This is a genomic window from Candidatus Cryosericum odellii, from assembly GCF_003570935.1.
Classification (GTDB): Bacteria; Caldisericota; Caldisericia; order Cryosericales; family Cryosericaceae; genus Cryosericum; species Cryosericum odellii.
On sequence record NZ_QXIU01000068.1, the window covers coordinates 8,355 to 34,016 of the forward strand.

Sequence of the window (25,662 nt, forward strand, 5' to 3'; positions counted from 1 at the left end):
AGAGAGAAACCGCAAACCTCTCATCATGCGGGGAGCTCGGCAGGTCGGCAAGACCTGGCTCATGAAGGAATTCGGCAGAACAGGTTTTCAAAACGTCGCCTATGTCAACTTCGACAATAACCCACGGATGCAGAGTGTGTTTGATGGCGGATATGATACCGCGCGTCTCATCTCTGCCTTACAGATCGAAACTGGCGTCAGGATCACTCCTGAGGACACTCTCATCATTTTTGACGAGGTGCAGGAAGTGCCAAAAGCTCTTACCTCACTGAAATACTTTAATGAAAACGCACCGGAGTACGCGATCGTTGCTGCAGGTTCTCTGTTGGGTGTCGCCTTGCATCAAGGGACTTCCTTCCCCGTGGGGAAAGTGGACCTCCTGGATCTGTATCCTCTGAACTTCCGGGAGTTTCTCAACGCCACGGGGCATGAACAGCTCAATGAACTGATTGGGAACAGGGACGTTGCTCTGATCACGTCGTTCCGGGGGACCTATATTGATCTGCTGAAGCAGTATTACTACATCGGTGGCATGCCCGAGGCGGTGACGACCTACCTGGAGACGCAGGACTTCGATGCGGTCCGGCGAATCCAGAAGAACCTGCTGATCTTCTATGATCAGGATTTCTCCAAGCATGCTCCCACAGAGATCGTACCGCGAATGCGTATGATCTGGAACGCTGTGCCGACGCAGCTTGCCAAAGAGAACCGGAAGTTCGTCTATGGTCAGATCCGGGAAGGTGCACGCGCAAAAGACTTCGAGCTTGCGATCCAATGGTTGGAAGATTGCGGTCTCCTCACCAAAGTCTACCGCATCACCAAACCGGACGTTCCGCTGAATGCGTACATTGATGCCCGCTCCTTCAAGCTCTACGCCCTGGACGTCGGGTTACTGGGGGCCATGGGCGATCTCGACGCAAGGACATTGATCGAAGGCAGCAGCATCTTCGAAGAGTTCAAGGGTTCGCTGACAGAACAGTATGTGCTGCAGCAACTGATCTCCGATCTTGGGCTGCGTGCCTTTTACCATACGACAGAGCGTTCTTCGGGAGAAGTCGATTTCCTGGTCCAGAGAGGGTCAAATGTGATTCCCATTGAGGTCAAGGCGGCCGAAAACCTGAAATCCTGGAGCCTGCGAGCGTATTGTGACAGGTACACTCCGACGTATGCAGTCCGGACCTCCCTGTCGGACTTCCGAAAGGAATTATGGCTGGTGAATATTCCACTGTACGCGATCGCGTTGTTGGGCTCCATCGAAGAGTTATGATATGGGGTCAGCTGGTAAATAAGTAGGGGTGGTACATCGGGCTGCCAGCAGTGCAACTCTCTCTGGTAGCCAACAATGGGCCGATTTGCAGGTCCGGTTTACCACTCGTGACCCGAATGAGCAGCTGACCCTAAAGGGAGCACGCTTTCCTGTTGTTCTTCTCAACATAGTTAAAGAGGCCTTCCATAACACGAAACATGTTACACGATACGTGTTACACCACAAGTCTAACGACAACAGTAACTCGTGCAAGCTGGCCCCCCAAAGGATGTACCACCCTCGCCTATTTACCAGCTGACCCCAAAGGGGAAAGGACGCGCAGGCGGGCCATGGCCTCCACCAGGTTGGGGTTGATGCGGCGGGAGTAGACTAGCTCGGAGCGCTCCATCGCGGTGTCACCCACGGCACGGTAGCACAGAGACAGGCCGTAGTAGGCGAAGGTGTTAGTGAACCCCTGGCGGGCGACACCATTCAGCAGTTCCTTGGCGCGTGCGGTCTCTCCCCGTGCAAGGGCACAGAACGCCTGTGCCGTTATGGCATACGGCTCTCCTTGTGTGATGGCCAGCGCCTCAGCAGCCTTCGCCTCCGCGCCCTGCACGTCGTCCCCGACGTACACCATGGCCAGCGCCAGCCATCCCTTGATGGCAGCCAGCGTCGGATACAGCCGCTCGGCCTGTCGCAGACAGGTGAGAGCCTCGGCGCTCTTGAGATTGAGCTCCAACATGCCCTGGCTCCACCATGGCCGATAGTCTTCGGGCGCCAGCGTCCGGGCCTGTACGAAGGCAGAGCGTGCCGCGTCGGTGGCCGGACCGGTCACCCCGCCCGACAGCATGCTGACATACGCACCACCCAGCAGGTTCCAGTACATGTCGTTGCCGGGGTCGCGCACGACGGCATCCGTCAGGCGCTCAGCTTTTGTGACAGGATCGAGTCCCCCCAGGCGCAGTGCGTACAGCGAAGCGACCCCACGTTGGATGGGCGTCAGCGCAAGCAGGAGCGCGAGCCCTCCTGCAACCAGACAGGGGACACGCCTGCCCCCGAGCCCAAGGATGTTTTTGTATCCGAGGGTGTTCTGCATGTTGGTCCAATGCCCCCGAGTATTTCTTCTTAATACGAGGGGCGCTTCTGAGGGGCGTTCCTGGCGGACCATCGTGCGGCGGTCGTCGCGGCTGAGCATGTCATATGTTACGATGCGGGTCGACAAGAGGGCCAGGCAGAAGAAGAGGATGACGGGCGCCACGGCGTAGACGTAGTCGACGTCCATGCACATGTGGAGGAAGAAGGCGAACGTGCCCGCCCACAGGCCGGTGACCGCCATGTCCTCGCGCGATCCGAACACACGGTCGAGGCCCTGCAGGCCACGCCGGGCGATCCAGGCGAACAGCGGAACGGTCCCCAGCAGGCCGGTCTCGGCCAGGAAGCGGAAGAAGAAGGAATGTGGGTCGATGCGGCGCGAACTGTCGTGAACCCATTCGTTGATGGTCCACGCGTGTGGAAAGGTCCCCAGTCCCGTTCCTGCCCACGGATGTTCACGGAACAGGTGGGAGGCAAACACCATGAGGTGCAGGCGCGTCCCGTTGGATTCGTCACCGGCTCCCGTGACGAAATTACCGAGTGCCTGCCCCTTACCGGCATTGATGGCTGTCGTGGCCAAGGTCACGCGGTTGAGCACGGTGAATCCTGCAGCGGCCGCGCCGACGATGAGCACACGCAGCAGGACACGCCCCTTCCAGCCGCGGGGAGCAAGCAGGACAAGTGCAATCAGGCCAATAGCGCCCGTCAGGAATGCACCGCGCGACGTCGTGAGGTACAGCACCATGAGCAGGAAGCCCGCGCAGGCGCCATAGAGGAGGCGCCAGTCGCGACGCTTGTCCCCCGTGGCCATGCCAACAGCCAGCAGCGTGCACAGCGCCAGAAAGCCGCCGAACGTGTTGGAGTACTGCCACAGTCCCCACAGCTGGCCGTTCACGACGAAGTGGTACTGCAGGTTGCTCGCCCACAGGGGCGTGAAATAGAAGAGGGGTGACATCGCTGCCATGTAGTACGCGAAGGAGACGGCCGCCATGCCCACCCCGAGGAACAGGATGCCGTTCAGGTAGAACTGCAGGTCGCCGCGCTCCTGCACCAGGTTGAGGACCATGACCGCCAGCAAGAGGGAAGCACCCAGTTTGGCCGCTTCGACCTGTGCGCCGTACCCGTACGGGGACAGCAGGGTCAGAGCGATGACGGCGACCACCAGCAGCAACGACGACCAGTCGGTGGACAGCGACACTAATGGATGGTCCGGCAGCCACCAGAAGCACCAGGCGGCAAAGACGGCCAGTGTGGCAGCCGCGAACACCCAGTCGGCCGTGTACAGGACGACATCTCCGTACCGAGTCCCGATGGCGAGGCCAACCAGCAGGAGTAGAGTGAGCAACATGAACAGTCGTTTTCTCATGAGCTTCATTGTATGCGCAGCGCCCACGCCTACAACTATGGGCGGCACCATATGAAAAAGCGCCGGCACGCGGCCGGCGCTTTGTCGTGCTTCAAACCTGTCAGTGATGCTCAGGGCTTGACGAATACCAGCGTCACGCTATGCAGCGCCGAGTTCCACATGACGGACGCGCCCAACTTCTCGGCGATGAACCGGACCGGCAACATCGTGTGCCCAGGTGCCTGGATGTAGGGCGCCACGCCGTGGTTGCTGTCGATGGGAATACGCTTACCGTTCCCCACGGCATACGCGTTGCCCATAGTCAGCACGAGGGTGTTCGTGCCCAGGACGATGGTGACCGTGTGGGTGCTGGGGTTCCATTCGATCGTGCCGCCCAGAGCCTCGATGATGGGCGCGAGGGGGACGAACGTGCGGCCCCACTTGATCTGGGGGCTCGTGTCCTTTTTGCCCACTACGTCGTTGATCTTGATGGTGTTCGAGCCGATGATCATGATGATGACCAGCGTCTTGGAGCCGGGGACACCATACACGTCGCCCGGGACAGTATACACATCACCGGGGACACCCTCGGCCCTGACGACTGCCGGCGCGATGACCACCGTCAGTGCCAACATCAACATTGCCAGCACGGTGGCGACAATCCTGTTGAACTTCCTCATCATTCCTCCCTTGAGCGCTCCTTTGCGCCCATGTCGAAGAAGATAGCCAGATCCTCTCATTCCCCCAAGAAGCAAAATGATTGAGAGGGTACTGTAAACGTGACATTGCTTCCAGATGCGTCTATTCGACTGTGAAGGTTCCGGATATGTTCACGACGTGTGAACAGTCATGGTGACATCGAGCTCGATGGCCTTTGCCAGCGTATTGTAGAGTATACTGTGCCCCAGTGCATATGAAAAAGCTCTCCTTGCAAAAGGCTGCCACAATCGGTACAATGCCAGTTGTTATGAGAGTCCACGGCAGGGCCCAGTCCCGCTCTGGAGGAGGTTTCCAACTGTGAACGACGACATGCACCGGTACGACAAGCTCATCCTGGTCCTGGCACTGGTTCCGGCTGCGTTCGGTGCGTTGTTCCAGGGCGGCTACTTCACGTGGCAGGCGTACCTGATGATGGTGCTGGCGCTGCCTGCCGTCCTCCTGTTCGTCGTGACGCGTTCCCGTCACGGCTGGGCTCGCGCGGGAGGTGCAGTGGACGTCACTATGCTGGCCTTCCTTGGCGTCTGTGCGTTGTCCATGGTGGCGACGGTCTATTTCCAGGCCACGATGGTGGCATTCTTCAAGGTGCTGTTCTGTGCCATCCTCTTTTACATCGTCTTCAACGTCACGCGCCACACGGATCAGCTTGACCTCGCCGTCAGCATCCTCCTTGGACTGGGTGTGTTGTTGTCCCTCATCGGTCTCGTTGCCTACGTTGGTGCAAGCAGCCGGCTGACAGGCTCCTTCTGGACATGGCTCGGCACGCACGGCCTGACGCAAGGGACCAGCGTCACCAGTACCCTGCAGTACCGCAACACCTTTGCTGCCTTCCTCATCCTGCCCATGTTCCTTGCCCTGGCCCGCGCGCTGGACGTCCGCCGCTGGTGGGCGCGTGTGCTGTATGGAGGCCTCGCCGGCTTCTTCGTCGTCATGCTCATCCTGAGTCAGTCACGTGGCAGCCTGCTGGCCTTTCTTATTACCCTCATCGTCTTCCCGGTCATGCTCCCCAGAGGGCAGCGTCTCAAAGGCATCCTTGCGGTGTTCCTCCTCGTTGCGGCCCTCGCTCTCACCTTCTGGCTCAAACGGGACGTCTTCCTGCCCATGCTGCTCAGCATGACCCTGCGCATCAAGCAGCTCTTCGCGTTCGTGGGCGGAGTGCAGGATGCCAGCCTGTACGCGCGCGTGGTCATGATCCGCGATGCGTGGGCCATGCTGCTGCGCCGCCCGGTGCTGGGTACGGGGGCGGGCACCTACCAGTACGTGTACACGCAGTTCCGCAGTATCCCCTTCTATGCCAAGTTCCCCCACAGCATCGTGTTCGAGCAACTGGTGGACATGGGTATCCTGGGGGGAGGTGCGTTTCTTGCTCTCATCGGCTCGCTCCTGTGGCGGGGTCTGCGCATTGCCCGGAGGGAACAGGCGGCGGTGTTTGCCGGCCTGCTCGCAGGCGCGTTCGGGAATGTCCTCCACGCCGCCGTGGACTTCGACTGGTCCCTGCTCGTCATGCCGGTGCTCTTTTTCGTGGTCTGTGGCCTGTTGGTGTCGCGCGAGAGGCGCGAGCCGGACGTCGCTCAACCGCACGTCGCGCTCGGCCACCGTCACTCCCCCCGTTCTGCGCGCCTCCTGACGGGCGTCGCGTTCGTCGTGGTCGTCTGGAGCGCCGTGTTCGTCATTCTGCTGTCGGCTGCCAACACCGCCCTGGCCCAGCGGGCGGAGTTCCAGGGTGACCTCCCCTCTGCCCAGTACCGTTACCGTACCGCAGTGCGCTTGGCACCACTGGGCGCTGAGCAGAAAGCTGACCTTGCGGCATTCCTGCAGACGAAGGTCGAGGCGTCGGCGCAGGACCAGGGCGCGGTCGGGCGGGAGGTGCAGCAGCTGTACGAGGCAGCGACACGGCTCAACCCACGCATGTGGGCCTACCACGATGCACTGGCTCGGCTGTACCTGGAGCGGGGAGACGCGCGCGCAGGCGTCGAGGCGCAGTCTGCAGTCGACCGCAACCCTCTCCGTGCCGACGGATGGTTCGTCCTGGCGGTCGCTCGGAACGCTGCCGGCGACCAGGCGGGCGCCGGTCAGGCGCTTGACCGCGCAGTGCAGCTCCAGGAGCAGGGAAGCAACTAGCTCCAGCGTCCTTTGCACCCTATTGCCTCACGGATAAACCTATTCGAACGAGGAATTGTTGCCTCACAGTCAACCGCATCTCCTCACCTCTCATCTGCTCACCCTCTTCCATTGTTCCTCCTCAGTCACCTGTGTTGGAGTAGGTTTACTCGTGAGACAACGATGCGATTTCGAGTAGAAAATAGATGAGGCAATACGCTGCTGATGATTGCTGTTCTCATCCTGACATTTGCCGGCTGCACATCGGGACCGATGCGATCTAGGAAAGGGAACGTCGAAGTGACACTGCCCGCGCGCCAAGAGGTCGTCGTCTTTGTCAAGCAGGCCAATGGCTCCATCCCCTTGACCCTGCGTTTTGAACAGTGAAGGACGGCATGGAACAATCGGACCGCTTCACCTATCGAACAGCTGCAGGGGAATACTCTGAAGAAGCGAGGTGTCTGCTGATGGAACAGGGACTTAGTCTGCGCGACGTGCTGGGTGTCCTGAGGCGCCGTGCATGGATTGTTCTCGTGGTTGTGTTTGTCGCAGTGGTGCTGGCGGCCCTGCTGTCCTACGTGATCCTGCCGCCCGTCTATCAGGCCAACACGTCCCTCATCGTTAACGAGAAGGCAAATGCGGCACAGCCGGCGGGTGGCGTCGACTACGGGCAGATCCAGACGAACCGTTCCCTTGCCGTCACGTATGCCAAGATCATCACCAGCCGTGCCGTCCTGCAGGACACCATCGACCAGCTCAAGCTGCCCGAGACGGTGCAGCAGCTCACAGGCATGACCACCGTGCAGGTACAGGGCCAGACCGAGATCATCGCGGTCAGCGTCAAGGACAAGGATGCCACGCGTGCTGCGCTCATCGCCAACACCGTGGCCAAGTCGTTCATCACCCAACTGCCCACCCTGGTTAACCGTGTGGAGAACGTCAGCGTCATCGACCGGGCCGTGCCCGTGACCGAGCAGGTCAGCCCGCGTCCTCTCCTCAACATCGCACTGGCGCTGGTGGCTGCGCTCATACTCGGCGTCGTGCTCGCTTTCCTTGTGGACTACTTCGACGATACGGTCAAGACACCTGACGACGTCAAGAAACTCTTCGGCCTCCGCGTGCTCGCGGTCGTTCCGGACATGAATGCAAAGGGGGTCCACCATGGCCGCGCCTACTAAGACTGACAGCTACGGCTACGGGTACGGCGGCTACAAGGGCTCACGCAGCCCGGTGGCCGAGGCATTCCGTGTCCTACGCACCAACCTGCAGTTTGCCGCCGTCGACAAGGAGCTGAAGGTCATCCTGGTGACCAGCGCCTCTCCCGACGAGGGCAAGAGCACGGTCGTGCAGTACCTTGCGCAGGCTATCTCCCAGACGGGCAAGAAGGTCATGACACTGGATGCCGACCTCATCAACCCGACCCTGCACCACCGCTTCGGCATCCCCAACGAGCGCGGGCTCTCCAACCTCATCGTGGGCGACGCCGATTCCACNNCGCATGAAGCACCTGATGGACCGCCTGCGGGAGGAGTATGACGTGGTCATCATGGATACCCCGCCGATCCTCCCCGTCACCGATGCGGTCGTGGCTTCGTCGCTGGCCGACGGGGTCATCCTGGTCGTCCAGGCCGGCAAGACCCGGGGCGGTGAGGTGCGCCACGCGCAGGAGGTTCTGGAGGAGGCGCACGCCAACCTGCTGGGGGTCGTCCTCAACCGTGCCCGCCGCCGTGTCAACGACTACTATTACACCCGCACCTACGGCGCCTACAGCACCGAACCCGCCAAGCCCGAGGAGACACCGTCCCATCCATGAGCGTCGTCGACATCCATTGCCACATCCTGCCGGGACTGGACGACGGTGCGCCGGACATGCCTACCAGCGTTGCGATGGCGCGCCTCGCCGCAGTAGCCGGCATCAGCACTGTCATCGGCACGCCCCACTGGATCGAGGACGAGCATGAGACGGACCCCGCCCAGGTGCGTCAGACCGCCAAAGACCTGCAGGCAGAGCTCAACAGCCGGGCTATCCCTCTCACCATCCTGCCAGGTAACGAGGCCTTCATCAGCCCTGACCTGCCCGACCGGGTGAAGAAGGGCGACGTCCTGACCCTTGCCGACCGGGGCACACACCTCCTGCTGGAGTTGCCCTACGAAGATCTGCCCACCTATGTGGACGATGTCATCTTCAAGCTGCAGCTACAGGGCGTCACGCCTGTCCTTGCCCACGTCGAGCGCTACGCGTATGTCCGCAGCGACTGGCATGTCCTGGACCGCTGGGTTCAGCGCGGTTGTCTGGCCCAGGTCAACGCGTCGAGTCTGGACCGCGCCAGGGGCGACGACCTTGCGCAGGACCTGATGGATCGTGGCCTGGTTGCCTGCACGGCAACGGACGCACACAATGCAACACTCCGCGTACCACGCAGTATCTGGAATGATTCGAGTACGAGTCTCTCAAAGGAGGCATTGGAATGAAAGGCATTGTTCTTGCTGGTGGCACCGGTTCTCGTCTGTCTCCTCTGACGGCTGTAACTAATAAGCACCTCCTGCCCGTGGGCAACTATCCCATGATCTTTCACCCCATTGCACGCCTCAAGCAGGCGGGCATCAAGGATGTTCTTGTTGTCACTGGTCGTGATCACATGGGGGATGTCATGGAACTGCTGGGTAGTGGTCATGACTTCGGACTGGACTTAACGTACAAGGTGCAGGATCAGGCAGGCGGCATCGCCCAGGCTTTGGGACTGGCTCGTGGTTTCTGCTTGGGCGATAGCTGCTGCGTCATCTTGGGGGACAACATCTTTCAGGATGACCTCACACCATCGGTCGAGGCTTTCCAGCGCCAAGGACAGGGTGCCCGTGTCCTCCTCAAAGAGGTGCAGGACCCCGGGCGTTTTGGCGTGGCTGAGTTGTCCCAGGACGGACATATCCTGAGTATCGAGGAGAAGCCGGCCAGCCCCAAGAGCAACCTGGCCGTCACCGGCATTTACATGTATGATGCTCAGGTCTTTGACATCATTCCGACCCTGGTCCCGTCTCATCGTGGTGAACTGGAGATCACCGACATCAACAACGCGTATATCCGCGCCGGTACCATGACGTACGATGTCCTGCAGGGCTGGTGGACAGATGCTGGCACATTCCCCTCGCTGCGCACAGCCAATGATCTGGCGCAGAACGTTGAGCTTGGTCTCGACGAGACAAGAGACGAGCAGCATGACTAAGTTCACCTTTGAGCCGTTGGCTGTCCCCGACTTGATCGTCATCAAGCCGACCGTGCACGGTGACGCACGGGGGTTCTTTCTCGAGACTTACCGAGCAGACGAGTTTGCAGCGGCTGGTATCACGAACACCTTTGTGCAGGATAACCATTCGCATTCGACCCAGGGTGTCCTGCGTGGTCTCCACTTCCAGAAGACACGCCCCCAGGCCAAGCTGATCCGTTGTGTAACCGGTCGCATGTTTGATGTTGGCGTCGATCTGCGACGTGGTTCCCCTACGTACGGCCAGTGGGCAGGTGTCGAACTCAGCAGTGACAATCACTGGTCGCTCCTTATTCCCAAGGGCTTTGCCCATGGTTTCTTGGTCCTGTCCCCGGAGGTCGATGTCGAGTACCAATGCGATGAATACTACCATCCTGAGGACGAAGGGGGCTTGCTGTGGAACGACCCCACTGTAGGTATCGTATGGCCTCTTCCTGTCGGCTCCATGCCTCTCTTGTCCGGCAAGGATCAGCAGTGGCCCACCCTGATACAATGGGAGAAGAGATGAGTGTGATGAAGCTGCTCATTGTGGGCGCTGATGGTCAGCTGGGCACCGACATGGCGCGTCTCCTTGCCCCTCTTTCCGCTGTCACAGCGTTGACCTTCCATGACCTCGACATCACGGGCCGGGCCGGTGTCAAACAGGCCATCGAATCTGCCCGTCCCGACGTTGTGGTCAACTGTGCAGCCTATACCGCCGTGGACCGGGCTGAGACCGAACAGGATGCGGCGTATCGTGTCAACGTCCTGGGCGCCCGCAACGTGGCCCAGGCGGCACAGCGTGTCGGTGCCCGCGTCGTGTACTTCTCCACCGATTATATCTTCGACGGTATGGCGACCGAGCCCTACGACGAGGAGGCCCCCACGGGTCCCCTCTCCATCTACGGCAGGACCAAACTGCAGGGCGAGCAGGCGACCCGGGAGGCCAACCCGGATCATCTCATCCTGCGCCTTGCCTGGCTGTACGGCAGCACCGGGCACAACTTCGTCCGCACGGTCCTGCGCCTTTCCCATGAGAAGGACGAGCTGCGCATCGTGGATGACCAGGTCGGCAGTCCCACCTTCACCGAGGACGTCGTCCATCAGCTCTGGACAGCCATCGAGGACGGCTGTTCCGGGACGTACCACTGCGTGAACGCGGGGCAGGCCAGCTGGCATGCCTTCGCCACCCGCATCGTGCACCGCCTGGGCCTGAATGTTCCCGTCATCGCCATTCACACTGTGGATTACCCTGCACCTGCGCGCCGGCCCGTCTACTCGGTGCTGGCCAACCGCAAGTTCGAACTCGAACAGCTGGGCGGCATGCGTCCCTGGGAAGGCGCCCTCGACGACTGCTTGCTTCAGTACCGGGAGCAATTGTCCTCTGCTTCCTCCGAGAGCAATGCTAGCCTTGGTAAAGCAAGGATCGAGGAATGAGCGCATTCGGCTTTGTGAAACATAAGTTGATAGTAAGGGCGTTCAGGAAATCATTCGCGGCACGGTTTCCACGTCAGTACATGATACCTGTGTCGCTCTTCGACATCACCAAAGTAGAAGTGGGCGACTTCTCGTACGGTCCCCTGGATGCGATATGCTGGAACAATCCGGGGGAACATCTGTCAATTGGTCGTTTCGTGTCAGTTTCTCCAGAAGTCGTGTTCCTCCTGGGGGGGAATCACGATTACCGATTGCCCTCGACCTATCCGTTTGATTCGCTGGTTCTGAGAGACCGTGAGGATGTGCCAGCAACCAAGGGCGGGATAGTCGTCCATGACGATGTCTGGATTGGGCAGAAGGCGATGATTCTCTCTGGAGTCGATGTTGGCCAGGGGTCCGTCATAGCCGCCGGTGCTGTAGTTACTCGCGATGTCGAGCCTTACAGTATCGTTGCCGGTAATCCTGCCAAGGTAGTAAAGCATAGGTTCTCTGAGCATGTGACGCGCGACCTCATCGCGTGGGCAGACTATTCCCTTTTGGATGCGGAGACGATTCGGCAGTATCGCGACCTCCTGTATCAACCCGTCACTGAACAGAACCTGAACCAGCTACATGGCATGTTCGAGAAGCTCAGAACGGCAGTGAAAGTCAGATGATTACGAATACGGTCGCAGTAGTACGTGTGAGTGCTGGAGGTGATCCTCTTGTTTGATACAATTCTTGTCACCGGCGGCTGTGGCTTCATTGGCTCCTGCTTCGTCCTCCAGCAGATGAAGCAATATCCCGATATCCACCTCATCAATCTCGACGCGCTGACGTATGCCGGCAACCCCGACAATGTCAAAGAGGTTGCGGACGATCCCCGCTACACCTTCGTGCAGGCCGACGTCGCCGACCGTCCCGCCGTGGAGGCCGTCTTCGCCCAGTATCATCCCACCCAGGTCGTCCACTTCGCTGCCGAGTCCCACGTGGACCGCAGCATCGACGGCCCCGACGTCTTCGTGCGCACCAACGTCCTGGGCACCCAGGTCATGCTGGACGTGGCCCGCAAGCAGTGGCAGCAGGACGCCTGTATAGACACGGCCCGTTTCCTCTACATCAGCACCGATGAAGTCTACGGTGACCTCCCTCTGGAGAGCACCGAGAAGTTCATCGAAAGCTCGCCAATCAAACCCAGCAGTCCCTACAGCGTTGCCAAGGCAGCAGGCGACTTGATGGCCCAGGCCTATCACCGGACGTATGGCATGCCCACCCTCATCACCCGCAGCTCCAATAACTACGGTCCCCGCCAGTACCCCGAGAAGCTCATCCCCCTCACGATCAAGAAGGCCTTGGCCGGTGAACCCATCCCTGTCTATGGCGACGGCCTCAACGTCCGCGACTGGCTGTACGTCGAAGACAACTGCCGTGCCATCGATCTCGTCCTGCACCAGGGCACCCCCGGTCAGGTCTACAACGTCGGCGGGAACAACGAGTTGAGCAACATCGACCTCATCCACCTGCTCCTCCACGCCCTCGCCCAGCAGACCGGCAACCCCGAGGAGACCTACACCAGGCTCATCACCTTCGTTCCCGACCGTCTCGGACATGACAGGAGGTATGCGCTGGACAGCGGGAAGCTGTGCTCTAGCCTGGACTGGGTGGCAGGCTCACCATTCATGGAGTCGCTAGCGCAGTCTGTTTCGTGGCTGCGAGGTACTTCGTGAAAGAGACGCAATATGCCATTGGAGGTCATAGTGAGCCTGTCCGCGCAGGAGTCAGCGGAAGTCAGGAGACTGTCGCGCCAGGTACTCGCAGTGTGGCTGCATGCATAGTCTCCTACAACCCGGGTCCAGAAGCGCGGTTGACCCTTTACAGTGTGTTGCCTCAGGTGTCGAAAGTGTTTGTCATAGACAACGCCTCCACCAGACAGAGCGAGATGGCGCTTTCAGACCTCTGTGCAGAGCTCAGCGTTGCGCTGACGGTGAACAACGAGAACACCGGTGTGGCTGGTGCATTCAACCAAGCGGCCAGCATGGCGATTAGTCAAGGGTACGAATGGATGCTGCTGATGGACCAGGACACTGTTGCGCCGGTCGGACTGGTTCAACGACTCATGCGTGGTGTCGACAGGTGGGGAGGAATACGTCTCCCTGCAGTGTTGTGCCCACTGTCTTTAGAGAGTGACCCGTCTGGGCATCAGAGCGCGGTTCCAGACGCTGACACGGCGGTGGGAGCCTGCATGAGTGCTGGCAGTATGGTGAGACTGGCAGCATGGAAAGCTGTTGGTGGCTACGATGAGAGTTTCTTCGTGGATTACGTCGATCATGATTTCTGTTTTAGGTGCCGACAACATGGGTGGGAAGTTGTCCAAGTGTGTGGCGCCGTGATGGTGCACAGCCCAGGGAGCCCCATAAGGCATCGGTTTCTCTGGAAGCGGCCTGCAACTTCAAACCGCTCTGCCCTCAGAGGATACTACATGGCGCGAAATCGGATTCTCTTCTATCGGAAATACTGGCGCTTCGATACCAGATGGGTTCTTCGCGATGTATGCAATGCGGTCAAAGAAGTCGTGTTGGTCGTTCTGTTTGAGTCAAGCAAGCGTGAGAAGTTGAATGCTATTGGTGTTGGAGTACTCGATGGTTGTCGGGGGTTGAGTGGCAAGACACAACGACAGTGGTTCGTGTCTAAGAGATGATGAATGGTTGAGACGATGGAAGTGCTGTTCCATGACTGAGACCATGCTTGTCACCGGGGGCTGTGGCTTCATCGGCTCCTGTTTCATCTTCCAGCAGATGCAGCAGTATCCGGAGATTCACCTCCTCAACCTCGACGCGCTGACGTATGCCGGCAACCCCGACAATGTCAAAGAGGTTGCAGGCGATCCCCGCTACACCTTCGTGCAGGCCGACGTCGCCGACCGACCGGGGCATGACCGGAGATATGCGCTGGATGCGGCAAAGGCACACAGGATGTTCGATTGGTTGACACAGGCCTCGTTCGAACGGCAGGTACAGCGCTGCCTGGCGTGGGGATAGAGGTGAAGGCGATGGCCGGCCACGGAGATGGCCTAGCCAGTTACAAGGCGGCTGCCACGGACATATCGGTTGCCCTGTGCACGTTCAATGGAGCATTGTACCTGCAGGAGCAACTTGACAGCTTGCTACGGCAGACGTCGCGGCCCACCGAACTTGTGCTGTCGGACGATGGTTCCTCCGATGCATCGGTCAGCATCGTCACGGAATTCGCCAGAGCTGTTGGAATGAGACTTGTCGTGGCTCCCACGCATGCGCGGCTTGGGGTGGGCCAGAACTTCAACCTGGCCCTCTTGCTGTGTTCTCGACAATATGTGGCATTGTCAGATCAGGATGACGTATGGCTGCCCGACAAGTTGGCCACGGCGCTCGCGGCAATGCATGAGGGGGAAGCCAGGTATGGAACGAGTTGTCCTCTGCTGGTTTATACCGACCTGACGGTTGTGGCAGCTGACCTGCGCCCTATCAGTTCTTCGTTCATGAGGTCTAAAGGGTTATGCAATCCTTCTCCGCATGATGCGCTGACAATTCTACTTACGCAGAATTTTGCCACGGGCTGTACTATGCTCGTCAATCGTCAACTACTGGAGCGTGCGTTGCCAATTCCTAAGGAAGCTGTGTTTCACGATTGGTGGCTGGCTCTGGTGGCTGCCAGTTGTGGCCACGTGCTGTATGTTGACCAGCCGACTATCATGTATCGGCAGCATGATTCAAACGTTATAGGTATCGACACCATGGCACTATCATTGAAGCGTATCATTGCCCATCCTGCTAGTCACTTGGAACATGGCATAGCCATGTGCACGTCCTGCGCGCGTCAGCTCGACGTTCTTGAATCGCGGCTCACGGAATGCCATGCCGCAACTGCTGCAATAGAACACGTGCATCGTGTCAAGGAGGCAATTGCCTGTGGCGGTGTGAGAAGTGTAGGTCGTCTCCTGAGCCAGCATGTCCGACGACTGGGGCGGTTCAGAACAGCCACTTTGTACTTGTTGTGCATGCTGAAAGGTGCGGATCCTAGACCATGACCGACATGTCTCGAGGACTCTTCATGGGAATCATAGTAGCCTTTTGTCTATGGCTAGTGGCACGCATGAGAATCAAGGCTGTATTCTCGCCTTGGGCTATGGGAGGCCTCTTTTCCCTCATCGCCATACTCATTGACGAGCTGGCGGAGCCTAATGTGTTCACCTATCGAGTTGACGCACTCTTGTGGATGGTAATAGGGATTGGATATGCTCTGTACAATGCTCATGGCAAGCCGTTAGTGACCCAGTCGATGCAGGAGGAGTGAGGAATGTCTGAGTTGCCAACGCTGTCTGTTGTCATAGTGACATACCGAAGTAGCAGTGTCATCGTGCCCTGCCTTCAATCAATCCAGAAATTCAATGATATCGGAGATCATTTGCAGGTAACGGTCGTTGACAATAGTCCGACAGGTGACTTGACATATGAACTCGTGTGCAATGGGTTCCCATGGGTACAAGCTGTTCGCAATCCCAAGAATGGGGGCTATGGCCAAGGAAACAACGTGGGAGCACGATTGTCGACAGGCAAGTATCTGCTATTCCTGAACCCCGATACCGAGTTAGTCGAGCCCTTGTTTGACTTCGCCATCTCAGCGTTCGAGAGTGATTCGTGTCTGGCAGTGTTCGGCGTGCAACTACTGACGACTGATCATAGGCGTTCTCCCAGTTTCTTCCTTCGAGATCAACACGAGACCAAGTATCCGCACGGAATTGCCCGGTTGATTTCGCTAATGGGGCACTTCAACGCGGCAACAATGGCGTGTTTGGGTGCGGCCGTGTTCATTCGCCGGGATGTCTTCCAGCGCATTGGCTGCTTCGACGAAGAGCTGTTCCTGGGCTGCGAGGAATCCGACGTATGGAATCGCATTGACATGCTTTCTGAAGGCTGGCATGGACGCTTCTTTCGGCAGAAACGTTTCATTCATCTTGGCGGATCCAGCCAGGGAATACGAACGCCGGAGCCGTCTGCATTTCCGCACAGCGACTATGCAACCGTACATCACTTCTATGACAAGTACGGCCTAGACTTCCACCGCTTTCTCCACTATGAACGCGAGCGAGCCCAGCTAAGGGTATGGTACTGGAGACTTAGAAGGAAGCAGAACTTGTGCCGTGAAGCGCAATTGCATGTTGTTGAACTCGACCGGATACTAAAGTTGGAGAAGTAGAAGTCAATGTGGAATGAAAATCGGAGTCGCAGGCTTGAGCTATCTCTGGCGGGTATAGGGATTCCTTGGCTGAACTTCTTCTGCTATTGCGCTCTTCGAAGTCGGCTGACCAGCTTGCTCGGGCCCACTGGATGCTCTTGGCTGGGCCGTCTGAAGAGGAGAGTGTGGCGTCACCATGACAATACGGATGCGGGATGATGGGAGGTACTATCCCATGACTGAGACGATCCTCGTTACTGGTGGGTGTGGTCTTATTGGCTCCTGCTTCGTCCTCCAGCAGATGGCGCAACGTCCTGACATCCATCTCATCAACCTGGACAAGCTGACGTACGCCGGCAACCCCGACAGTGCCAAGGAAGTCGGAGACGACCCACGCTACACCTTCGCGCAAGCAGATGTTGCCAGCATCCCGGTGACTGTCGTCATCCCTTGCTTCAACGCGGCCGATACTGTTGAGCGAGCTCTCCTGTCGGTGGCAGCCCAAACACGCTTGCCGTGCCAAGTCGTGGTTGTGGATGATGCGAGTGACGACGAGGGAGCTACGTGGAGTAAGCTGTGCGATGTTCGTGGGCGGCTTGCAGGACGTCTCAATGTGGAGCTTGTTCACTTGGACCACAACAGCGGACCCTCCGTCGCTCGGAATACGGGCTGGGATCGAGCCGTGGGCGACTTCGTGGCTGTCTTGGACGCTGATGACAGTTGGCATCCATCGAAGCTGGCCATACAGTACGGCTGGATGCGGGCTCACCCCGACTACGCCATGTCGGGTACGGGCTATCACGTCGTCGACGATGATGACCAGACAGACGAAAGCGTCTCGTCCAAGTCTCCTGCATTCTGGCAGGTACGACCCGTGTGGCTGTTGTGTCGCAATCCCTTCATTACATCGACGGTGATGGTGCGCCGAGGAGTCCAGCAACGGTTCTCTCCAGCCGAACGTCGGTGTGAGGACTACCTACTGTGGCTTCAACTCGCGCTTTCAGGCTCCCACATGGGGTATCTGCTCCCGTCTTTGACATATCTGCACAAGGCACCCTACGGGGTATCGGGACTCAGTGCAGACCTGTCGGCCATGGAGAGATCAGAATTGCACGTCTTGCGTCGAGTGCATGAGGAGAGACTGGTGGGCGTATCCCTTTGGGTATTGGCGACGCTGTTCTCACGGGTGAAGTACCTGAAGCGTTCGGTGCATGTCTTGGCACGCAGGAGGTTGTCGTCGTGATAGCGGCACGGTCACGGGTGGTGTCGGTTGATTGGAATCTCATGACAGGATGGCTGCTGGGGTTTGCATCCGGATTCGTGTTGTTCGAACCTAGTCCGTTCGAGTATTTGACCCTTGCCCTTCTCTTCGTGGGCGTGTTAGAAGGACGTTTACGCCGGTTGCAGCGGCCGGTGCTGGGGCCGCTCTCGCTATTGCTTACATATAATGCGCTGGCCATATTGTCGTGTGCCAATGCTGCGGATGTCACCATCGGCTTCAGGTTCCTCGGCATTACGATGCTTCTTGAGCTCGTGTGGTTTTTCATAGCCTCCAATGGCAGAGTAGCGCTTCGGGGGCTCGTGTACGGCTATCTAGCAGCGGCCGGGGCAACGGCAATCGCAGTCCTGTTGGCAGAGCTTACAGGATGGAGCCCGCTTGCAAGCAGGGTATTGTGGGGGGGCACGCGCGCACTGGGGTTCTTTAAGGATCCGAACGTCATGGGGCCTTGGCTCGTGCCCGCCATCTTGATTGCTCTTGATATGCTGGTCGGGACCGAGCGCAAACGTCGCAATATGAGTTGGGCAGTCTTTGGCCTGCTGGTCCTGGGAACTATCGTGTTGACTGGGTCGCGTGCCGGCTGGCTCAACGCCGCCGTCAGTCTTCTGGCGTGGGCGATGCTTCTCAGGCGGGACTTGCACGGGGCAAAAGCACGCATACGGGTACTCGGCCGGTTGGTCCTCTTGGGGCTGCTTTTCAGTTCCGTCCTGATTGGATTGTTGGTTCGGGATGGCAATCTGTGGTCCTCGCTTGTCGCACGTGTCAGCCTGCAGAGCTACGACACAGCACGCTTTTGGGCTCAGCAAGCTGCTTGGCGAACGGGGATGACCCATATCGTCATTGGCATCGGCCCGGGGCAGGCTGAGCTGTTGACGGGCATGTCCACCCACTCGCTGTACGCCCGTGCATGGGCGGAGACCGGTGTACTGGGCTTTATCGCACTGATGTCCTTCTTTGTGTACTGTGCAGGAAAGCGGAGAGTCGGGTTCAACGAAGATCCTGCTGCGACTCGCATCCGACGTATCTGCATGGCTGCGCTCGCAGGCATCGCGGTGAACAGCCTTTATGTGGACACGATCCATTGGCGGCATTTGTGGATTATCGCTGCGATACTGACATCGATTGCTAGCACCGCTAGGGGTCAAGCGAACGCCACAGTATCGAGAACAGTTCAAACACGTCACATCAGCTGGCGGTGAGTGCTGCACTCAGTAGGTGTGGTACTTGGTTGAACGGGAACTGCGTGGTGGGAGGGGGAGTAAGAGGTGGGCGAGGTGAGTAGGTGAGCGTACTGACGTTGAACGATGTTGATGTGCGGAACACGGCTCGAGTACTGTTCATCGCTACCGTCGACTCTCACATCTGGTATTTCCACATGCCATATCTGAGGATGTTGCGGGACATGGGGTTCCAGGTTGAGGTGGCAGCAGCGCCTGTTGGTTTCGCTGAGAGGGTTCGCGCTGAGGGGTATGAGGTTCACACCATTCCGTTCAGCCGGAATCCGCTGAACCTCCGGAACATCGCAGCCTATCGCGCGCTCCGAAGGCTTATGCAAAGCCGACACTATGTCATGGTGCACGTGCATACGCCGGTGGCCGGATTCTTGGGGCGGCTTGCTGCTCGGCGACAAGGGGTGCCGCACATTGTCTACACGGCCCACGGGTTCCACTTCCACAGCCACGGCAAGTGGTGGTTGAATCGCCTGTACTACGCCTTGGAGCGAACAGCAGCCCATTGGACAGATACCCTGATCACGATCAACGGGGAGGACTTCGCTCTTGCCTCGCGTGCGTTCGCTCATGGCAGGACCAAGGTTGTGTATGTTCCAGGGGTTGGCACCGATTGTGGCAGGTACCAGATCCTTCCCGCAGCCGGACGCATTGTTGCACGTGCCTCTCTTGGGCTCCCTGGAAATGCTTTTGTGGTAGTCTGGGTGGGCGAGTTGGACCGGAACAAGCGACCGGAAGATGCATTGGCAGCTATCCGTTGTCTATCCCAGGAGGACCTTACAAGGATGGTGATGCTGGGAAGCGGCAGCAGAGACCGAGAGGTGGCAGATCTCACGGTTTGGCATGGCTTGGAAGGGATTGTGTCGCTGGCTGGCTGGGTGTCCAACGTGGCCGAGTATTTGTCTGCAAGCGACGTATTCCTGTCGACATCAAGTCGTGAGGGTCTTCCCAGAAATGTCATGGAGGCAATGGCCACGGGACTGCCCGTCGTTGCGTATGACATCCGAGGCTGCAATGACCTTGTGGTTGACGGAGAGACCGGTTTTCTGGTTCCATTTGGAGATGTGCGTGGTCTGGCTGACAAGCTGGCATGGTTAGCACAGCATCCAGATGAACGACATCAGATGGGTGAAGCTGGCAGAAGGCGCATTGAGGAGACGTTCAGCCTTGAGGCCGTGCTGCCTCAGATGAAGACAATCTATCAGAATGAGCTTGGAAGGAAGGGGGTGTAACTATGAACACGGTAGTAACGGGTGGCGCAGGCTTCATTGGCTCGCACGTTGTGGATGCGCTTCAGGCAGATGCCTCAGACGTGATTGTATTGGACAACCTGAGCTCCGGGCATGCTGGGAATCTGAGCGAGAGGACACCGTTGCAGGTGGGTGATGTTCGTGACGAGCAGACCGCAAGCGCAGCAGTGTCGAGCGGTGTAGACTGCGTGTTCCATTTGGCTGCACAGATTGACGTTCGTCAGGCGGTCGAGGACCCAGTGCTCGATGCACAGGTCAATGTTGGTGGCACCATCAACGTGCTCAACGCATGTGTGGAGGCGCACGTAAGGCGGTTCACCATGTCGTCGACGGGCGGGGCACTGTATGGCGAACCCTCCACGTTGCCAGCAACCGAGCAGGCCACCATCCGGCCCCTGTCTCCTTACGGCGTGTCCAAGTACTGTGCAGAGCAGTACATCGGGTATTTCCACCGCGTCTCTGGGCTGGAAACCGTGATCCTGCGGTATGCCAACGTCTACGGACCGAGGCAGGACCCCAACGGAGAAGCGGGGGTCGTCGGCATCTTTGCTCGGCGCATTCTGCTGGACCAAGAGTGCATTGTATATGGCGATGGTGAGCAGACGCGCGATTTTGTCTTCGTCGACGACGTCGCCCACGCCAACATACTTGCGATGCAGGGGCCTCTGGGCACGTTCAACATCGGCACGGGGGTCGAGACCTCTCTGAATCAGCTCCTGGTCGCATTCGAGCACGTTGTTGGCCATCCTGTCGCTCGGAAGTATGAGCCGGCACGTTCGGGCGAGGTGCAGAGGATTGCGCTGGACGCAAGTGAAGCCGGGCGCAGGTTGGGCTGGTGTCCGACCGTTTCACTGGAGGATGGGCTCACCCAGACGCTAGCGTGGGTGCGTCAGACCCTGTAGGGGGTCATGGTCATGTCAAAGAAGATGCTTGACACTCTCGTTGGGTTTGCCCAGGCAGTGACCAACCTGCTGGTGCTGGTCGGGACGTATTGGGCAGTGTTTGCTATACGGGCCGCATTGGGCCACCCATATGGTACCGCGAATAGACTAGCGGTTGAGGCGGTGTTCCCCTACTTGGTCGCCCTCTACGTTGTGCTGTGGCTTGTCTATCGGCTGCCTGCCTACTATGAGACGGCCCCTTATGAGGGAGTGCTTAGCCAGGTCTTTGTTCAGCTTATCCTGGCACTGGCAAGCCTGGCAACGTCCTTCGTCGTTCGTGCGTTTGCGTTTCCACGCGGGTTGGTCGCCACGGCGTTTGCCCTGCAGGTGGCCGTGCTGGTGCCCCTGAACTACGCTTGGTACCGTTTCTACTCCCGCGTGAGGCCCAAGGCGCTCACCGTCTGCATCGGCACTGATGCCGCTACCGGTTCTGCTCTGGCACAGCAGCTTTCCACGACCACGGCGTACGTCGTGTCATCCGTGTCGACTGGTGACGTAACCGAGGAGTGGATGCATGACGTTCCAGAGGGGGCCAGTCTGACGCTGGACGGTGGCGTCCCCTCGCCCGAACGTGACAGGATCCTGAGACTGGCGGTGGGGGACAGGATCGCCGTGCAGCTGGTTGCGACCGTCAAGGAGACTCTGGCGCAGAATGCACACATGAAGGTCCGGGCCGACCACCTCGTCTTGACCGTAGAGCCGGACAATCACAGCCCTGTAGACCTGGCACTGAAGCGCATGCTGGACATTGTTGTCTCTGTTGTCGCCCTTGCCCTTTTCTCCCCCGTGTTTCTGCTAGCTTCCATGGCGATCAAGCTGGAAGACGGGCGTCCTATGTTCTATCTGCAGCAGAGGCTTGGCTTCCACGGACGTGTCTTCAGAATGATAAAGTTCCGAACCATGTGCCATGACGCTGAGCGGCTGACGGGCGCTTGTCTGAGTAAGGGAGAGCTGGATCCGCGCATCACGCGTGTAGGTCGACTGCTACGCAGAACCGGGCTTGACGAGGTTCCGCAGTTTCTCAACGTGTTGCGGGGTGACATGAGTGTGGTCGGGCCACGGCCGGAACGTCCTGAGTTAGCTCAGAAGATTCTGGATGAGACACCGGACTGGAATCTGCGGCTTCTGGTGCGCCCCGGGATCACGGGCGTGGCTCAGGTGCTCGGGCGGTACGCTACGGCCCCGGAAGACAAGCTCGCGATGGACTTGTCTTACATCCGCTCGCGATCGCTGTTCAACTACGACCTCACGATTATCTTGAATACCCTCAAGATGTTCTTCATGCCAGAACGCAGGGACTAGGTCCAGCTACTTCAATCACGGGTGACCGCGCCGAGCGGCGCCTTGCCAGTTGTGACCAGCATGATGCAGACTGCCCGGGAGCTGCGCCCGGCGGTCGGCGCTCTGCTGGAGGCTGCGCGCAGCCATGACGCAAACGCCATGCGCGCTGCACTTCACGCCATCGATCCGTCCATCAATATCCCGTAGACAGGGAGAAGACTGGATTCCCGCCTGCGCGGCGAAAGCACCCCTCAGAAGCGCCCCTCGCATGGGAATAAAGTGCTCGGGGGCATGGGAAAAAAGTGCTCGGGGAATGACAGAAGGTGGCGGGAATGACGGAGCACTGCGGAATTATTCTACTGGAATAATGCTACAAGAATAAAACCACAGAACACGGCGATATGGGGTCAGCTGGTAATTCCAGCCCGAGTGGTACATATGCCGGATCAGCTTGATCTGGCAATCGACGTCTCATAGGCAAACAAGGACCAAGGGCCGGATTCCCGCATAAGCGGGGGAGTGTAACACTCTCGGGACGGTTCCGTTTTCTCCGAGACTGTTACACCTTCGCTGACCCTTCAACACAAGGATGGATTTCCGCGGCGCCGGCCTGTATTGTATTGTCTACGGGTCCATGTACAATGCAGACATGACATGACGACACTATAGACATGAGGTGACGGTAATGTACAGACAACGTTGGCTCACGCGTCAATTGCAGCTTTCAGAGACAATACTCCCTATCACCGTACTCACTGGAGCGCGGCAGACAGGGAAGAGTACTCTCCTTGCGAATGAACCGATGTTCGACGGCTATTCCTACACGACGCTCGACGATCCGGATTCCCGCGAGAAAGCACACACCAACCCTGTCGCATTTGTGGACAGGGCAGACAAATTGATCATTGACGAAGCTCATCGGGAGCCAGACCTGTTCCTCGCTGCCAAGGAAGCTCTGCGCAAGGACAAGACACGCCGGTTCGTGCTGAGCGGATCCGCCAATTTCCTGCTCCTCAGGCGAATCCAGGATTCCTTGGCTGGACGTGCCGCCTACCATGTTCTGCGCCAGCCTCTCTGGACCGAGTGGCTTCAGCAGCCGGAACCACTCTGGCTTCTCAGCATGTTTGACACACAACTTCCGGCGAGTGGTTCAGAACCATCGCCTGCACTGGACCTTCGCACGATCCTGTTCAGAGGTTTCCTGCCAGGCATCAGGGACGCAGCACCCGAACAGGCTGCCGTCTTCTGGCAGAGCTACGTGACCACCTATCTCGAACGTGACCTGCCGGACATCTCACCGACGACCTCTCTCTTCGACTACCGTGCCGTCATGCGTCGCGTTGCGCTGGCCACGGGCTCGCTCATGGAGTTCAGGAAGATCGCCGACGATACAAATGTCAACGAGAAGACAGTTGCGAGGTACATCGATGCGATCCAGAAAGCGTATCTTCTCTCCCTCCTTCCTCCGGCGCCCCTGACGAGCACGACCTCGGTCCGGCGGCAATGGAAGCCGTATCCATGTGACACAGGGCTTATCTGCTCGCTCCTTGGGATCAAGACCCCCGAAGCACTCGACGATATATTCTGCGGGCACCTCTTCGAAGACATGGTCTTTATGACACTGCAGACATTGTGTGATCTCTGGGATATGGGCATGCATTTCGTGCGCACTCGTCGAACAGCTGAACTGCACGAAGTGGGCTTCGTCCTGGAACGCAATGGCAAGAGTGTTGCTGTTGAGGCCAAGATGAGCGATGACGTGACCATGAACGACGCTACCCATATTCAATGGTTGATGGACGATGATCCATCTTGTGTCAGTGGCATCGTCGTCTATGGCGGATCTTCTATCAAGAACCTTACACGCCGTATCGTTGCAGTCCCCTGGACGATGCTCTGATTGGGGTCAGCCGCTCATTCCCGCATCTCTCCGTCATTCCCGCGAAGGCGGGAATCCATCCTTTCATCTTGTCGGATGTACCACCCTCGCCTATTTACCAGCTGACCCCATATCGTACAATGCGAGGGGCGTACTGAGGGGTGCTTCTCCCTGAAGGCGGGAATCCATCCCATGTACCACTCTGACCTATTTACCAGCTGACCCCATATCGTATTGAGCAGCTGACCCCAACGTGAGCCAACGCGCCATGAACGGGTCAACGACGGAGTAGACGCCCCGCTGGTCCTCTTCGACGAAGTCGAGCTTGACCAGGGCCTTAACCGCTTTCTGGATGCCGCCTGATGACAGTTGGCGGTTTAGAGGATAGTCTGCGCCATAGAGGGACTTGGATGGCTGAGCAGCAAGCGCCCTGAGGACCGCCTTCTGGCCGGGGGACAACGCAGAGAGCGTCGCCTCAAATTCGGGCGACTGCATGCTGAGCATCGTCTGACAGGACGTTTCGACATGCTCTGCTGTGCACGAATGTCCAGGCTGCGTCTCGTTCCATGCGATCATCGCCAAGCCCTGAACATACCAGGAGAAGCCGTCTGCCAGCCGATAGATGGACGCGGCCACGTCGGCAGGGCAGTCCTTGCCCGTCGCAGCAAATCGCTCCGAGATGAATGCGACAAACGCGTTCTCAGGGATCTTGCCAAGTGGATAGACAAGAGAACTGCGGTAGAACGGGCGGTTCTTGTCGGAGAACATGTCCGTGAGAATATGCCGCCTGCTGCCCAGGAACAGAAACGACACACTGCTGTGTTCCTGCACAAAGGATCTCAGAGTCCCTTCGAGGGTCTTGGATTGTTCCAGTGCAGCAATCTCCTGGAACTCGTCCAGGACGATGCACGCGCGCTTGTGCTGGCGTTCCACGTAACGGTAGAGACTGCTGAGCACATCGTCGATGACAATAGTGGCCGGCACGCCAGGATCGATCGTCGCAGAAGCCTTCACCCCGTCACTGGTGATCTCCATGCGTGGCGATATCCTGGTGAAGAGACCGAGCAGACGCTTCCCGATGGTGGTGGGATTCGCCCCACGGCCGATACCTCGAATGATCCCATCAGACAGCCGCTGGACAAAGTCGCGCTCGGACGAAACGGGATAGACGTCGATCCTGGCTGTCAGGAAGTTCTCGGCCTCCAGGCATTCCAGCACTTTCGCAGCCAGAGATGACTTGCCCAGGCGACGCGCCGAGAGAAGCACGACGCTCTGACCGTTGCGAACATAGGTCAGCAGGTCATCCAGTTCATGTTCTCGATCACAGAATGCTTCATCTCGCGCGAGATGCAGCGTAAACGGATTGTCTGCCATCTCAATGCCTCCAAGCAACGACCGTCACTTGTGTCCAACGTTGCTGCTCGTAGTATATCA

The 25,662-nt window shown here is 58.5% G+C and carries 27 protein-coding genes; 24 read left to right on the plus strand and 3 right to left on the minus strand.

Annotation, left to right across the window (positions count from 1 at the left end; translation table 11 throughout):
- A partial coding sequence (locus tag SMC5_RS02590; RefSeq protein WP_119119500.1) for an ATP-binding protein occupies positions 1–1,267 on the plus strand: 1,267 nt, incomplete at its 5' end.
- 283 nt (positions 1,268–1,550) lie between these two features.
- Here the strand turns inward: SMC5_RS02590 and SMC5_RS02595 are convergent.
- Both SMC5_RS02595 and SMC5_RS02600 read right to left on the minus strand, forming a co-directional pair.
- On the minus strand, positions 1,551–3,707 hold the full coding sequence (locus SMC5_RS02595; protein WP_165848939.1) for an O-antigen ligase family protein: 2,157 nt from the start codon (positions 3,705–3,707) through the stop codon (positions 1,551–1,553).
- Positions 3,708–3,817: 110 nt separating this feature from the next.
- Positions 3,818–4,369, minus strand: coding sequence for a copper amine oxidase N-terminal domain-containing protein (locus SMC5_RS02600; RefSeq protein ID WP_165846357.1), 552 nt, complete (start codon positions 4,367–4,369; stop codon positions 3,818–3,820).
- Between the two features lie 334 nt (positions 4,370–4,703).
- On the opposite strand from SMC5_RS02600, the gene SMC5_RS02605 reads away from it, so the two are divergent.
- From SMC5_RS02605 to SMC5_RS02700, 23 genes are all read left to right on the plus strand, one after another.
- The gene (locus tag SMC5_RS02605) at positions 4,704–6,524 is read left to right on the plus strand and encodes an O-antigen ligase family protein (protein ID WP_119119467.1); all 1,821 of its coding nucleotides are present in this window, start codon (positions 4,704–4,706) and stop codon (positions 6,522–6,524) included.
- A 204-nt stretch (positions 6,525–6,728) separates the two neighbouring features.
- A complete protein-coding gene (locus SMC5_RS10600; RefSeq protein WP_165846356.1) occupies positions 6,729–6,890 on the plus strand; it encodes a hypothetical protein in 162 nt (53 codons plus the stop codon).
- An 8-nt stretch (positions 6,891–6,898) separates the two neighbouring features.
- A complete protein-coding gene (locus tag SMC5_RS02610) occupies positions 6,899–7,681 on the plus strand; it encodes a YveK family protein (RefSeq protein ID WP_119119468.1) in 783 nt (260 codons plus the stop codon).
- Positions 7,665–8,039 (plus strand): CpsD/CapB family tyrosine-protein kinase, encoded by a 375-nt coding sequence (locus SMC5_RS10975; RefSeq protein ID WP_207798995.1) that lies wholly within the window; start codon positions 7,665–7,667, stop codon positions 8,037–8,039. The genes SMC5_RS02610 and SMC5_RS10975 overlap by 17 nt, the downstream gene beginning before the upstream one ends.
- Positions 8,014–8,316: a P-loop NTPase family protein gene (locus SMC5_RS10980; RefSeq protein ID WP_207798997.1), complete on the plus strand. Its 303-nt coding sequence runs from the start codon at positions 8,014–8,016 to the stop codon at positions 8,314–8,316. The genes SMC5_RS10975 and SMC5_RS10980 overlap by 26 nt, the downstream gene beginning before the upstream one ends.
- Positions 8,313–8,975, plus strand: a complete 663-nt coding sequence (locus tag SMC5_RS02620; protein WP_119119469.1) for a tyrosine-protein phosphatase — start codon at positions 8,313–8,315, stop codon at positions 8,973–8,975. Before SMC5_RS10980 ends, SMC5_RS02620 begins: the two co-directional genes overlap by 4 nt.
- Complete coding sequence (locus tag SMC5_RS02625; protein ID WP_119119470.1) at positions 8,972–9,724, plus strand: sugar phosphate nucleotidyltransferase; 753 nt, start codon at positions 8,972–8,974, stop codon at positions 9,722–9,724. The genes SMC5_RS02620 and SMC5_RS02625 overlap by 4 nt, the downstream gene beginning before the upstream one ends.
- The gene (gene rfbC, locus SMC5_RS02630) at positions 9,717–10,271 is read left to right on the plus strand and encodes a dTDP-4-dehydrorhamnose 3,5-epimerase (protein ID WP_119119471.1); all 555 of its coding nucleotides are present in this window, start codon (positions 9,717–9,719) and stop codon (positions 10,269–10,271) included. The genes SMC5_RS02625 and rfbC overlap by 8 nt, the downstream gene beginning before the upstream one ends.
- A gap of 5 nt (positions 10,272–10,276) precedes the next feature.
- A complete protein-coding gene (gene rfbD / locus SMC5_RS02635) occupies positions 10,277–11,179 on the plus strand; it encodes a dTDP-4-dehydrorhamnose reductase (RefSeq protein WP_165848940.1) in 903 nt (300 codons plus the stop codon).
- The gene (locus tag SMC5_RS02640; protein WP_119119473.1) at positions 11,176–11,835 is read left to right on the plus strand and encodes a CatB-related O-acetyltransferase; all 660 of its coding nucleotides are present in this window, start codon (positions 11,176–11,178) and stop codon (positions 11,833–11,835) included. The genes rfbD and SMC5_RS02640 overlap by 4 nt, the downstream gene beginning before the upstream one ends.
- Before the next feature lie 48 nt (positions 11,836–11,883).
- The gene (gene rfbB, locus SMC5_RS02645; protein ID WP_119119474.1) at positions 11,884–12,885 is read left to right on the plus strand and encodes a dTDP-glucose 4,6-dehydratase; all 1,002 of its coding nucleotides are present in this window, start codon (positions 11,884–11,886) and stop codon (positions 12,883–12,885) included.
- On the plus strand, positions 12,882–13,856 hold the full coding sequence (locus SMC5_RS02650) for a glycosyltransferase family 2 protein (protein WP_165846345.1): 975 nt from the start codon (positions 12,882–12,884) through the stop codon (positions 13,854–13,856). Before rfbB ends, SMC5_RS02650 begins: the two co-directional genes overlap by 4 nt.
- A gap of 31 nt (positions 13,857–13,887) precedes the next feature.
- Positions 13,888–14,196, plus strand: coding sequence for a GDP-mannose 4,6-dehydratase (locus tag SMC5_RS02655; RefSeq protein WP_207798999.1), 309 nt, complete (start codon positions 13,888–13,890; stop codon positions 14,194–14,196).
- 11 nt (positions 14,197–14,207) lie between these two features.
- Positions 14,208–15,221: a glycosyltransferase family 2 protein gene (locus SMC5_RS02660; RefSeq protein WP_119119476.1), complete on the plus strand. Its 1,014-nt coding sequence runs from the start codon at positions 14,208–14,210 to the stop codon at positions 15,219–15,221.
- 23 nt (positions 15,222–15,244) lie between these two features.
- Positions 15,245–15,487 (plus strand): hypothetical protein, encoded by a 243-nt coding sequence (locus SMC5_RS02665; RefSeq protein ID WP_119119477.1) that lies wholly within the window; start codon positions 15,245–15,247, stop codon positions 15,485–15,487.
- 3 nt (positions 15,488–15,490) lie between these two features.
- A complete protein-coding gene (locus tag SMC5_RS02670) occupies positions 15,491–16,390 on the plus strand; it encodes a glycosyltransferase (RefSeq protein WP_119119478.1) in 900 nt (299 codons plus the stop codon).
- 214 nt (positions 16,391–16,604) lie between these two features.
- Positions 16,605–17,612, plus strand: a complete 1,008-nt coding sequence (locus tag SMC5_RS02675) for a glycosyltransferase family 2 protein (protein ID WP_165846344.1) — start codon at positions 16,605–16,607, stop codon at positions 17,610–17,612.
- Positions 17,609–18,847, plus strand: coding sequence for an O-antigen ligase family protein (locus SMC5_RS02680; protein ID WP_119119480.1), 1,239 nt, complete (start codon positions 17,609–17,611; stop codon positions 18,845–18,847). The genes SMC5_RS02675 and SMC5_RS02680 overlap by 4 nt, the downstream gene beginning before the upstream one ends.
- An 83-nt stretch (positions 18,848–18,930) precedes the next feature.
- Positions 18,931–20,109, plus strand: coding sequence for a glycosyltransferase family 4 protein (locus SMC5_RS02685; protein ID WP_119119481.1), 1,179 nt, complete (start codon positions 18,931–18,933; stop codon positions 20,107–20,109).
- Between the two features lie 2 nt (positions 20,110–20,111).
- Entirely contained in the window at positions 20,112–21,029 is a 918-nt protein-coding gene (locus tag SMC5_RS02690; RefSeq protein ID WP_119119482.1) for an NAD-dependent epimerase/dehydratase family protein, read from the plus strand.
- 12 nt (positions 21,030–21,041) lie between these two features.
- A complete protein-coding gene (locus SMC5_RS02695) occupies positions 21,042–22,370 on the plus strand; it encodes a sugar transferase (protein WP_165848941.1) in 1,329 nt (442 codons plus the stop codon).
- Between the two features lie 60 nt (positions 22,371–22,430).
- On the plus strand, positions 22,431–22,556 hold the full coding sequence (locus SMC5_RS11380; protein ID WP_279386307.1) for a hypothetical protein: 126 nt from the start codon (positions 22,431–22,433) through the stop codon (positions 22,554–22,556).
- Positions 22,557–23,034: 478 nt separating this feature from the next.
- A complete protein-coding gene (locus SMC5_RS02700) occupies positions 23,035–24,249 on the plus strand; it encodes an ATP-binding protein (protein WP_119119484.1) in 1,215 nt (404 codons plus the stop codon).
- Between the two features lie 186 nt (positions 24,250–24,435).
- On the opposite strand, the gene SMC5_RS02705 is transcribed toward SMC5_RS02700, so the two are convergent.
- Positions 24,436–25,602 (minus strand): AAA family ATPase, encoded by a 1,167-nt coding sequence (locus SMC5_RS02705; protein WP_119119485.1) that lies wholly within the window; start codon positions 25,600–25,602, stop codon positions 24,436–24,438.
- Positions 25,603–25,662: the final 60 nt, after the last annotated feature.

Coding starts and splice junctions, on each gene's coding strand:
- SMC5_RS02595 (WP_165848939.1), bottom strand. CDS start 3,707: ATGAGAAAACGACTGTTCATGTTGCTCACTCTACTCCTGCTGGTTGGC.
- SMC5_RS02600 (WP_165846357.1), bottom strand. CDS start 4,369: ATGATGAGGAAGTTCAACAGGATTGTCGCCACCGTGCTGGCAATGTTG.
- SMC5_RS10600 (WP_165846356.1), top strand. CDS start 6,729: ATGATTGCTGTTCTCATCCTGACATTTGCCGGCTGCACATCGGGACCG.
- SMC5_RS02610 (WP_119119468.1), top strand. CDS start 6,899: ATGGAACAATCGGACCGCTTCACCTATCGAACAGCTGCAGGGGAATAC.
- SMC5_RS10980 (WP_207798997.1), top strand. CDS start 8,014: ATGGACCGCCTGCGGGAGGAGTATGACGTGGTCATCATGGATACCCCG.
- SMC5_RS02620 (WP_119119469.1), top strand. CDS start 8,313: ATGAGCGTCGTCGACATCCATTGCCACATCCTGCCGGGACTGGACGAC.
- SMC5_RS02625 (WP_119119470.1), top strand. CDS start 8,972: ATGAAAGGCATTGTTCTTGCTGGTGGCACCGGTTCTCGTCTGTCTCCT.
- rfbC (WP_119119471.1), top strand. CDS start 9,717: ATGACTAAGTTCACCTTTGAGCCGTTGGCTGTCCCCGACTTGATCGTC.
- rfbD (WP_165848940.1), top strand. CDS start 10,277: ATGAAGCTGCTCATTGTGGGCGCTGATGGTCAGCTGGGCACCGACATG.
- SMC5_RS02640 (WP_119119473.1), top strand. CDS start 11,176: ATGAGCGCATTCGGCTTTGTGAAACATAAGTTGATAGTAAGGGCGTTC.
- SMC5_RS02655 (WP_207798999.1), top strand. CDS start 13,888: ATGACTGAGACCATGCTTGTCACCGGGGGCTGTGGCTTCATCGGCTCC.
- SMC5_RS02660 (WP_119119476.1), top strand. CDS start 14,208: ATGGCCGGCCACGGAGATGGCCTAGCCAGTTACAAGGCGGCTGCCACG.
- SMC5_RS02665 (WP_119119477.1), top strand. CDS start 15,245: ATGGGAATCATAGTAGCCTTTTGTCTATGGCTAGTGGCACGCATGAGA.
- SMC5_RS02670 (WP_119119478.1), top strand. CDS start 15,491: ATGTCTGAGTTGCCAACGCTGTCTGTTGTCATAGTGACATACCGAAGT.
- SMC5_RS02675 (WP_165846344.1), top strand. CDS start 16,605: ATGACTGAGACGATCCTCGTTACTGGTGGGTGTGGTCTTATTGGCTCC.
- SMC5_RS02690 (WP_119119482.1), top strand. CDS start 20,112: ATGAACACGGTAGTAACGGGTGGCGCAGGCTTCATTGGCTCGCACGTT.
- SMC5_RS02695 (WP_165848941.1), top strand. CDS start 21,042: ATGTCAAAGAAGATGCTTGACACTCTCGTTGGGTTTGCCCAGGCAGTG.
- SMC5_RS11380 (WP_279386307.1), top strand. CDS start 22,431: ATGATGCAGACTGCCCGGGAGCTGCGCCCGGCGGTCGGCGCTCTGCTG.
- SMC5_RS02700 (WP_119119484.1), top strand. CDS start 23,035: ATGTACAGACAACGTTGGCTCACGCGTCAATTGCAGCTTTCAGAGACA.
- SMC5_RS02705 (WP_119119485.1), bottom strand. CDS start 25,602: ATGGCAGACAATCCGTTTACGCTGCATCTCGCGCGAGATGAAGCATTC.